The following is a 9,444-nucleotide window of genomic DNA, read 5'->3' as shown; positions in this document are numbered from 1 at the left end:
CTCCCCGACCCTGCCCGCCTCGCGACGCCCCTGCCCGCCTCGTGACACCCTAAACGCCTCGTGACCCGGAAAATCCCTATCGACACCGGTATTCGGGCGTCGCCAGACTTTCTCCTCGTCGCATAACCAGTTGCGTGTCGTGAGGTAGACAGCGTGTCGTGGGGTCGGGAGCGCGTCGGCAGGCAGGAACACGCGAACACGCCGGTATCCCATGCCCCACCCGGGCAAGCCTAGGAATCGTGTCGGTATCCCATTTCCCGCACCGCTCGGGTGAGTGAACCCATATTCCGCCAAACCTCACCTCTCGGTCACATTCTGTTTCTTCGCTTTGTATACCAAAACTCTTGACAGTGCCGCGGGTCACATCTAATTTTGATTTTGGGATCCCAAAGCGGGATCCCAAAACGGACCCAGCGAACCGGCAGCGTCCCTCCTCCCAGAAAGAGGACCGGGCCGCGACAGTTGCCGCCGGCGCGAGTCCAGCTGCCGCGGCAACCCGCACCCAGCTCAACAATTCAAGACTTTCCCCGCTCCTCAAACTCCCCCTGAAGGAGAAACTGTGTCTCTCCAAAACACTGAAGCAATAGCCTCGGAAGGCGAAGAAAAAGCCGGCAAGGACGGCGTGCAGCGACGCACGAGTGTCCGTTGGCGGCTCTTCGTCCTGCTGCTGATCCTGGTCGCCGTCAACTACATCGACCGCGGCTCCATCTCCGTGGCACTGCCCATCATCCAAAAGGAATTCAACCTCGCACCGGAGCTCGTCGGGCTCCTGCTTTCGGCATTCTTCTGGACCTATGCCCTCATGCAGATCCCGGTCGGCTTGCTCATCGACAAGTTCGGCCCCCGTAAGGTCGTCACGGCGTCGTGCATCGGCTGGGGTGCCGCAACGGCAGCATCCGGCCTGGCCGGCGGCTTCCTCAGCATGTTCATCGCCCGCTTGGGTATCGGCGTCGCCGAAGCAGGCGTCATGCCGGCCGGCGGCAAGCTCAACGCCATCTGGATGCACAAGAAAGAGCGTGGCCGCGGCGCCACGATCCTTGACGCAGGCGCCCCGCTCGGAGCCGGCCTGGGCGGTATCCTCATCACCTGGCTCATCGCCTCCACCGGCAGCTGGCGCTACTCGTTCATCATCGCCGGCGCGGCCACCGTCCTCATGGGCCTGGCTGTCTGGTGGTACGTCCGGGACAATCCCCGCAACCACAAGGCCGTCAACGACGCCGAGGCCGAATACATCGAGTCCTCCCACGCCGAAGAGGACGCCGAGGCCACGAAAGACGGCGTGAAGGGCAAGCGCGCACTCCTCCCCTACCTGAAGTTCCGCTCTTTCTGGGCCATGTGCTTTGGCTGGCTGGGATTCAACGGCGTGTTCTACGGCCTCCTGACGTGGGGCCCGCTCTACCTCGCCCAGGCCAAGCACTTCAACTTGAACACCATCGGCTGGTCCACGTTCGTGATCTTCGGCGCAGGCTTCGTCGGCGAGATCCTCGGCGGCGCTATCGCCGACAAGTGGCGCGCAGCTGGCGCCTCGGCCAACCTGGTCATGCGTACCCTGCTGGGCATCTCCAGCGTCGTGGTAGTCGGCGGCCTGGTTGGCGTGACGGTCGTCGCAGACCCGATCACCGCCGTCGTGCTCCTCTCAGTGGTCTTGTTCTTCCTCCGCTGGGTGGGCCTGTTCTGGAGCATCCCGTCAATCCTCGGCGGCCGCACCAACGCTGGCGTCCTGGGCGGTGCAATGAACTTCAGCGGCAACATCGCAGGGTTCGTCACCCCGATTGTGGTAGGCCTGATTGTCGGGGCCACGGGCTCCTACACCTGGGCGCTGCTGTACTTTGTAGGATCCGCCGTGATCATGGGCGTCTCCGTCCTGACCCTGAACTACAACAAGCGGCTTCCGGTCTAACTCGCCTGACCGGGCCGGCCGTGCGGTCCTGAACCGCCGCACGGCTGGACGCCTCCGGGTTGCCGGGCGCATTGACCCAAGAGAACACGAATGGAGCAAGAATGCTGATTGCAGAAGAAACCCCCACCACAGACCGTCCCCTCCGGGAATCCGTGCGGGACGCCATCCGTTCGCGAATCTTCGAGGGTCACTACGCGCCCGGCACCCGGCTGGTGGAGCGGGACCTCGCCGCCGAATTCAACGTCTCGCGACTCCCCATCCGCGAAGCCCTCCGCATGCTGCGGCAGGAAGGCCTCATCCAGGACCGGGCCTCCCGCGGTTCCGAAGTGGCAGGGTTGAGCCCCAAAGACGTCGAGGACCTCTTCGACGTCCGCCAGTCGCTCGAAGTCCTCGCCTGCCGCCTGGCCGCGGCCCGCGCCACGGACAAGGACCTCAAGCACCTGGCCGGGCTCCTCGATGAGGCCGATCGCTTCCTTGCGAAAGGCTCAATCCTCGAGGCGCACCGCGCCAATAGCGAATTCCACGATGCCATCACGGCCATCGCCAACAACGATTTTCTCCGCACCGCGTTGGAACCGCTCCAAGGCCGCATGCACTGGCTCTTCCGCCACGTGGACGACCTGCCGGAACTGATCCAGGAGCACCGCGATCTCTACGCCGCCATCGCCAGCGGCGATGCCGAGCGCGCCGCAGCCCAATCGGCGTCGCACATTGGAAAGTACCGCGAGCAGTTCCCCCAGAACGAGCCCGCCACAGAACTCAAGTTGCAAGGCAAACGACCATGAAATTGCTAGTCATCAATCCCAACATCAGCGCGGATGTCACCGCGCTGATCGACGCCGAAGCCCGCCGCTCGGCGGGGACTGACACCGAGCTGATCGTCAGGACCGCCGGACATGGCGTCGAATACATCGAGACCCGCTTCGAATCCCTCATCGCAGCCGGAGCCGTCGCCGAAATCATCGCCGAGCACTGCGGCGGCGATCCGGCTGCGGACCGCATAGACGGCGTCGTCGTGGCCGCATTCGGCGACCCCGGGATGCCTGCGCTCAAGGAACTGACCGACGTGCCGGTCATCGGGATCACGGAGGCCGCCCTCTGCGCCGCGGCCCTGCAGGGCCAACGCTTCTCCATCATCGCCATTTCGGACCGCATCACCGCTTGGTACCGGGATTGCGTGGAGCATTTCGGACTTGGCAGCCGTCTTGCCTCGATCCGTTCCATCAACCAGAGCCTCAACGGCATCGGCACTGTGCAACAGGACTTCAAGGAAACCCTCCTGGCACTGAGCCGGCTAGCGGTCGCCGAGGACGGCGCCGACGTCGTCATCCTGGCAGGTGCCCCGCTTGCCGGACTCGCGCGCGAGCTTGAAGGACAAATCCCCGTGCCCGTGGTGGACGGAATCTCCGCCGGGATCCGCATGACCGAAGCGGTTGTGGCCCTGCAATCCGGCTTCCACCGCCAAGGCGCTTTTGCGCCGCCGCCCGTCAAGCACCGCCGGGGACTGTCCGAAAACCTCGACGCCGCCCTGACCGCCATCCAGTCCGCCGCCGGCACCTCCGTTGCCGGCACCGCCGTTCCAGCAGGAAGGTAGGAACCACCGTGACCATTCCCGATCTCGTCATCGCCCACGGCACCGTGGTCAACAGCTTCGGCCGGCAAGCCGCGCACGTCGTGGTCGACGGCGGCCGCATCATCCAGCTCATCGACGCCGCAGAACCGGTCCCCGCGGCCGGGCGTATCATCGACGCTTCGGGCAAGTTGGTCATCCCGGGCGGTGTGGACGGCCATTGCCACGTGGCCCAAGTGACCGGCCGCTTCCGCACCCTGGATGACTACCGCACCACCTCCACCGCAGCCCTGTGGGGCGGCACCACAACCATCATCGACTTTGGTATTCCGCGTGACGCCCAGGAATCCCCGCTGGACGCCGTCCTGAACAAGAAGCGCTTGGCCGCCGAATCCCGCTGCGACGTCGCGCTGCACGGCTCCGTGGTCAGTTGGGACGAGACCGTGCCCTGGCAGCTGGAGCAACTCGCCGCCGAGGGCGTCCGTTCGGTGAAGATGTACACCACCAACCGCGGCTCCACCATGGCCGACGGCGACACCATCCTGAAAGTCATGCGCGAAATGGTGCGCCTGGACGGACTCACGTACATCCATGCCGAACACGATCCCATCATCGCCGACTGCACCGAACAGCACGCTGCGGACGGCCGGATCGGCATCGAGCACCTGCATTCCACACGGCCCGAGCTCGCCGAGGAAATCTCTGTCAAAGAGACCCTCGCCATGGCCGAGTACACCGGTGCGCCGGTCTACTTCGTGCACCAGTCGACCCCCGGCGCGGTGGATCTGGTCACCGAGGCCCGCGGGCGCGGCCAGGTGGCCTACTCCGAGACGTGTCCGCACTACCTGACGCTGGATGACACCGTCTACGGCTCAAAATTCCCCGAATGGTATGCCTGCTGCCCGCCGATGCGCAGCGCTGAAACCGTCGCCGCGCTGAAGGAACGGCTCGCGGACGGAGCGATCCACACCGTCTCCTCGGACCACTCCTGCTACGACCTCTCGCAAAAGCGGGAGCGCACCGACGACGTCCGCTTCATGCCGCACGGGCTGCCCGGCGTCGAAACCCGAATGCCCGTCACATTCACCGCAATGGCGCCCAACAGCACAGTGGAGGACTTCGTCGAGGTCTTCTCGGCCGGTCCCGCGCGGATCAACGCCGTGCCCGGCAAGGGCACCATCGCGGCAGGGTTCGACGCCGATCTGGTCATCTTCGATCCCGCCGAAGAACGCGAGGTCGACGGCGGCGCGCTCCACATGGGTACTGACTTCTCGCCTTTCGAAGGGAAGACGCTGAACGGCTGGCCCGCCGTCGTCGTCTCCGCCGGACGCGTCGTGGTCGACGACGGCGGTTTCCACGATCCCGGACCGGTGGGCCGTTTCGTCGCCCGCAACGGCTTCGCCGCCCACCACGACGCCCTGTCCGTTCGAAAATCGCCGTCCGTTCCCGCCACCGTTTCTGCTTAGGAGAACCATGCCTTCCGAACACCGCCCCACCCGCATCGGCATGATCGTGCCGTCATCCAACACGTGCCTTGAACCGCAGAGCTACCGGATCCTGGGTGACCGCGAGGACGTCACCATCCACTTCACGCGCATTCCGGTCACACGCATTGCACTGGATGATTCCTCGGACAAACAATTCGATTCGGCCGTCATGAGGGAGGCCGCCGCATTGCTCGCGACGGCGGATGTAGACGTCATCGCATGGAACGGAACCTCAGGCTCCTGGCTCGGTTCCGCCCATGACGAAGCGCTGGTCCAGGAAATCACGGAGGCCACCGGGATCCCGGCCACGACCTCTACGTTGGCCTACCTGGAGGCCTTCAAGGCGTTCGGCACGGAAAGGATCAGCATGTTCACGCCCTATACAGGGGACGTGAACCATGCCGTCATTGAGTCATATGGGCGCGAAGGAATCAGGACGGTTGACCACCGCCACCTGGACCTCAGCAACAACGAATCCTTCGCCCGGGTCACGGACGCGGAGATGCTGCCCGGGTCCTTGGAACTTGCCGCCTCGAACCCGGACGCGCTCATTTATTTGTGCACGAACCTTTACGGCGCCAACATCACCGCGGAAGTGGAGGAAACCACCGGAGTGCCGGTGCTTGATTCCGTGGCGGTGACGCTATGGCACTGCCTCAAGCTTGCCGGAGCGCCCTTACTGGCACCCAAGTGGGGCCGGCTGCTTGCCGAACTAGCCTGATTCGTCAGTGGTGCCCTCTTAAAGAGGCTGGATGTTCTCCGCCTGGGGGCCTTTCGGGCCTTGGACGACGTCGAACTGGACCCGCTGATTCTCGTCCAGTGATCGGTACCCGCTTGAGGCGATCGCTGAGTAGTGGGCAAAAACGTCCGCCGAACCGTCGTCGGGGGCAATGAAGCCGAAACCCTTTTCGGCGTTGAACCACTTGACAATACCTGTTGCCACGGCCATGTTCCTTCTCTGAATCTGACTGGCCACCGGCTTCAAACCCGATGCCCCCGGACGCATACGTCCGCTTCCTCAAAGCTACGTGGCGGGGTTCGGGGGCGCAAGGATCTTCGGGGGTCTCGGTGTTCCCTGGGGCCCGAATCTTGAGGATTTCTTGTTCCTCTGCAGGGCGGGATCTTGAAACTGGGACGGCAGAGTGGTTGGCGATTAGCGTCGTCGGCCATGAAGGAGAACACCAGGTGGGGTTGTTCCGGCGCCGGTTCGAAGCGGCCGGATTGTCGCCTTGACGAGCGACCACACTGTTCACACCCTGCCGTATGGCGCGAGCAAGGGGGCCCTCGACCGGATCGTCACAGCGTCCGCCGTCGAGCTGGCAGGCCGGGGCGTGCGGGCGAACGTGGTGAACCCGGGCCCGATCGACACCGGGTGGATGGACGACGCTACGCGGCATTCGGGCATTGACGCGACTCCAGCGGGTCGCGTCGGCACGGCCGAGGACACGACGGACCTGGTGAGATTCCTGTTTTCCGGGCAGGGGTCGTGGATGAATGGCCAGATTCCTTATAGCAACGGGGGCTTCAAGGTCGGCTGGGCACTGACGGACCGCAGCCCCCGTCTTCGACGGGACAGGGGCGGCGGTCTGCAGCAGCAAGGCGGCCCTGGGGCCTAGAGAAGCCCGACCTTGGTCATCAACTCGGTAACCTTTTCGCTGTTGAGCTTGGCGGGGTCCACCGAAGGTGCCTGAAGGTCCTTGAGGGGCACAAGCTTGGAGTTCGCCGGTACGTCGGAGCCAACGGTGTATTCAAAGGAGTCACCGTTCTGGAGGACCTGCTGACCCGCTTTGCCCGTGATGAACTTCAGGAACTGCTGAGCTTGCGCCTGCTTCTTGCTGGACGCCAGGACAGCGCCGCCCGAGACGCTGACGAACGCACCCGGGTCCTGGTTCTTGAAGTAGTGGAGATCAACGTTCTTGCTGTTTTCTCCGGTCTGGGCCTGGTCCACGAAGGAGTAGTAGTGGTACAGGACTCCCGCGTCGACCTCGCCTGCGTTCACAGCTGCGAGCACCGGGGTGTCGTCCTTGTAGGACTTGAAGTTGGTTTTAGCCGCCTCCAGCCATTTCTGGGTGGCGTCTTCTCCCTTGAGCGCAAGCATCGCGCTGACAATAGCCTGGAAATCGGCTCCACCCGTGGACGCACCGATGCGTCCCTTCCATGACGGGTCCGCAAGGTCCATCAAGGACTTGGGAAGCTTGTCTGCACTGAGCTTGGTCTTGTTGTAGGCCAACACGGTGGAGCGGGCCGCGATGCCCGTCCAGTCGCCGGTGGAGGGCCGGTACTGCGTAGGGACTTGGCTAAGGGTTGCCTGATCGACGGGGGCGAGCAACCCGGCACTCGCGATGCGGACCATCGCCGGGGAGTTTTCCGTGAGGAAGACGTCCGCCGGAGAGTTCTTGCCTTCCTCACTGAGCTGGTTGCTCATTTCAAGGTCGTCACCATTACGGAGCGTAACCTTGATTCCCGTCTCCTTGGTGAAGGCGTCCACCCATGCGCCGGTGAGGTTTTCATGCTGCGCGTTGTATACGACGATGCCGTCACCGGACGCGCCGGCCGTGGAACCACCGCTCGCAGTACCGCTTGGTGCGCCGCTACACGCAGAAAGTGCCAGCAGCGTGGCCGTGGCGGCGGCAAGGGCCGTAGCGGGTTTGATGCCGAATTTCATGGGGGGGCCTTTCAAGGGTTCCGGCTGGGACCGGAATGGCTGGGGGTTGCCCTACCCTTCGTGCACAGCAGCCCGACGAGTCGGGAGGAACGGCAACGAGATAGGCAAGGCAATCCTTACTGTAATAACAACATGCTGCTGTTGCGTAATTCTGGGCACACTGAGGTCGACTGTTACAAACGGGAGCCTTGGCGCTAAATCTGTTCCGGTCCGCGTAAGGAAACCATTAAGGACCGACGACGGCCGCTCGGTTTGGTGGTCTGATGAAGAAAGGACGCACGGCCTATTCGGGCTTTGGGCCAACCTCGGTAGGAGCTGAATCCACCATGAAACGCAGTCCCCTCAACCAAGGAGCGGCACACGCTTCCGAGCTTGCCGGCGCGGCTCCGGAAGACTACGTCGTTGTCGATGAGCTCGGCGATTTCACGTACTACCCGTCCAAGACCGCCATGCTGGAAGACCTTGAGTACGTTGAGGAAGCGGCCAGCATCCTGGACCGGGCGGGGAACAACTTCCACTTGACCTTGGAGGAAGGCCGGAAGCTGACTCTTGGGTCCTCGTTCGGTCGGGTCGAATTCACGTGGCTCCGCCAAACCTGGATCAGCGACCGGCGCCGCGAACCGCAAGCGCATCGTTTGCTCCGCCTCTACCCCACAACGCTCGATGCCCTTCTGGCTGGAATATTTGAAACCTTGAGCCTGGAACTTGCCAGCGGCGCCACCGGTTCGCCCTGGGTATTGGATGTAGCGGGAGAAGAGACCCACTGCGCGACGCTCAGGGAGGTCGATGGCCTCCTCGCGCGGATGGACCACCTTGAACGAATAGCAGTGCGGGACCCCTTCGGACACGACTACCGGCCGATACATCATGCGACCCACCGCCTTCACGCCCCGGGTGCAGGCGCGATCTACTACGTGGAGATTGAACCCCAAAGTGAAGAGGCCCAGCAGCGCCCCGAAGAATCTGAGCATCTGCCATGACTTCCTTCAATGGGGGTTACCGCCCGCTAGGCGCGTTCTGCAATAGTTAGGGACATGGTGGACGTCCAGACCGAAATACTGATCCAGCGGCCCCGCGAGATCGTGGCAAGTTATGCTTCCAACCCGGACAACGCGCCGGTCTGGTATGTGAACATACGATCTGCACAGTGGCAGACGCCGAAGCCCCTCGCGGTCGGATCCCGGGTTGCCTTCACCGCACGGTTTCTGGGCCGAAATCTGGACTATGTCTACGAATTCACCGAGCTTGTCCCCGGCGAGAAACTCACCATGCGCACAAGCCAAGGTCCTTTCCCGATGCGCACCACTTACACCTGGTCCGATGAGAATGGCGCCACCCGCATGACCCTCCGCAACACAGGTGAACCCTCCGGGTTCTCCGCGCTTGCGGGCATCCTCATGGCGCCAATGATGCGCACCGCCATGCGCAAGGACCTGGAGAACCTCAAGAAGATCCTCGAAGCCGGCTAGTCCACGAGCCCCAGGCTCTCCCCACGGCGTCGAATCGCCGACGCATTTATTCGCCGCAATTGCTGGCGAATTTCCTCTGTCGCGTGCAAGGATGACCCATACGATCGCCGCGGTCCACATTGGGGGAAACATGACCGAAAGCACCAACCTGCCGGAAAACACGCAGCCCGGCAGCAACGAATACGGCGCATCGCAGCGTCCCAAGCCTGAGTTCGGAATGAGCGCTCCGGATGCCCCGGGCCCCCACATTCCCTCTTGGCATCCGGAAGCCAACCAATCTCAGGCACCAGCATGGCCGCCCGCCCGCCCAGTTCGAACTGCCGAAAACGTGGGCCGAGGCGCGCTGTTCGCCC

10 protein-coding genes and 1 pseudogene are annotated in these 9,444 nt (G+C 63.5%); 9 read left to right on the top strand and 2 right to left on the bottom strand.

What is annotated here, in order from left to right; genetic code table 11:
• Positions 1 to 559: 559 nt before the first annotated feature.
• The 5 genes from AC3WJM_RS22715 (at position 560) to AC3WJM_RS22695 (ending at position 5,678) form a co-directional block, all read left to right on the top strand.
• Positions 560 to 1,900 carry an MFS transporter gene (locus tag AC3WJM_RS22715; RefSeq protein ID WP_332602811.1) on the top strand — a complete coding sequence of 447 codons (1,341 nt, stop codon included), beginning with the start codon at positions 560 to 562 and terminating at the stop codon, positions 1,898 to 1,900.
• A gap of 101 nt (positions 1,901 to 2,001) precedes the next feature.
• A complete protein-coding gene (locus AC3WJM_RS22710; protein WP_492273025.1) occupies positions 2,002 to 2,685 on the top strand; it encodes a GntR family transcriptional regulator in 684 nt (227 codons plus the stop codon).
• Complete coding sequence (locus AC3WJM_RS22705; protein ID WP_492273024.1) at positions 2,682 to 3,494, top strand: aspartate/glutamate racemase family protein; 813 nt, start codon at positions 2,682 to 2,684, stop codon at positions 3,492 to 3,494. Before AC3WJM_RS22710 ends, AC3WJM_RS22705 begins: the two co-directional genes overlap by 4 nt.
• 8 nt (positions 3,495 to 3,502) lie before the next feature.
• Entirely contained in the window at positions 3,503 to 4,936 is a 1,434-nt protein-coding gene (locus tag AC3WJM_RS22700; RefSeq protein ID WP_492273023.1) for an amidohydrolase family protein, read from the top strand.
• 7 nt (positions 4,937 to 4,943) lie between these two features.
• Positions 4,944 to 5,678, top strand: a complete 735-nt coding sequence (locus tag AC3WJM_RS22695) for a maleate cis-trans isomerase family protein (RefSeq protein ID WP_059388791.1) — start codon at positions 4,944 to 4,946, stop codon at positions 5,676 to 5,678.
• 18 nt (positions 5,679 to 5,696) lie between these two features.
• Here AC3WJM_RS22695 and AC3WJM_RS22690 read toward each other — a convergent pair whose 3' ends face one another.
• Positions 5,697 to 5,900, bottom strand: a complete 204-nt coding sequence (locus tag AC3WJM_RS22690; RefSeq protein ID WP_035743560.1) for a cold-shock protein — start codon at positions 5,898 to 5,900, stop codon at positions 5,697 to 5,699.
• A 268-nt stretch (positions 5,901 to 6,168) separates the two neighbouring features.
• Between AC3WJM_RS22690 and AC3WJM_RS22685 the strand changes: the two are divergent.
• Positions 6,169 to 6,486 (top strand): annotated as a pseudogene (locus AC3WJM_RS22685) (SDR family oxidoreductase); the annotation flags it as partial.
• An 83-nt stretch (positions 6,487 to 6,569) separates the two neighbouring features.
• Here AC3WJM_RS22685 and AC3WJM_RS22680 read toward each other — a convergent pair.
• A complete protein-coding gene (locus AC3WJM_RS22680) occupies positions 6,570 to 7,622 on the bottom strand; it encodes an iron ABC transporter substrate-binding protein (protein WP_284988896.1) in 1,053 nt (350 codons plus the stop codon).
• A 326-nt stretch (positions 7,623 to 7,948) separates the two neighbouring features.
• Here AC3WJM_RS22680 and AC3WJM_RS22675 point away from each other — a divergent pair, with 326 nt between their 5' ends.
• From AC3WJM_RS22675 to AC3WJM_RS22665, 3 genes are all read left to right on the top strand, one after another.
• A complete protein-coding gene (locus tag AC3WJM_RS22675) occupies positions 7,949 to 8,602 on the top strand; it encodes a hypothetical protein (RefSeq protein WP_492273022.1) in 654 nt (217 codons plus the stop codon).
• 54 nt (positions 8,603 to 8,656) lie between these two features.
• Positions 8,657 to 9,091 (top strand): SRPBCC family protein, encoded by a 435-nt coding sequence (locus AC3WJM_RS22670; RefSeq protein WP_059388794.1) that lies wholly within the window; start codon positions 8,657 to 8,659, stop codon positions 9,089 to 9,091.
• Between the two features lie 130 nt (positions 9,092 to 9,221).
• Positions 9,222 to 9,444: hypothetical protein (locus tag AC3WJM_RS22665; RefSeq protein ID WP_492273021.1), on the top strand; the 223-nt coding region annotated here is incomplete at its 3' end.

It is taken from the genome of Arthrobacter sp. FW306-1B-G06A, assembly GCF_058781765.1.
The sequence above is the reverse complement of the archived record's forward strand: the minus strand, read 5'-3'. Positions and strand labels throughout refer to the sequence as shown.

Excerpts from the sequence above, each read along its gene's own strand:
- AC3WJM_RS22710 (WP_492273025.1), top strand. The coding sequence starts at position 2,002 with ATGCTGATTGCAGAAGAAACCCCCACCACAGACCGTCCCCTCCGGGAA.
- AC3WJM_RS22705 (WP_492273024.1), top strand. The coding sequence starts at position 2,682 with ATGAAATTGCTAGTCATCAATCCCAACATCAGCGCGGATGTCACCGCG.
- AC3WJM_RS22695 (WP_059388791.1), top strand. The coding sequence starts at position 4,944 with ATGCCTTCCGAACACCGCCCCACCCGCATCGGCATGATCGTGCCGTCA.
- AC3WJM_RS22680 (WP_284988896.1), bottom strand. The coding sequence starts at position 7,622 with ATGAAATTCGGCATCAAACCCGCTACGGCCCTTGCCGCCGCCACGGCC.
- AC3WJM_RS22675 (WP_492273022.1), top strand. The coding sequence starts at position 7,949 with ATGAAACGCAGTCCCCTCAACCAAGGAGCGGCACACGCTTCCGAGCTT.
- AC3WJM_RS22670 (WP_059388794.1), top strand. The coding sequence starts at position 8,657 with ATGGTGGACGTCCAGACCGAAATACTGATCCAGCGGCCCCGCGAGATC.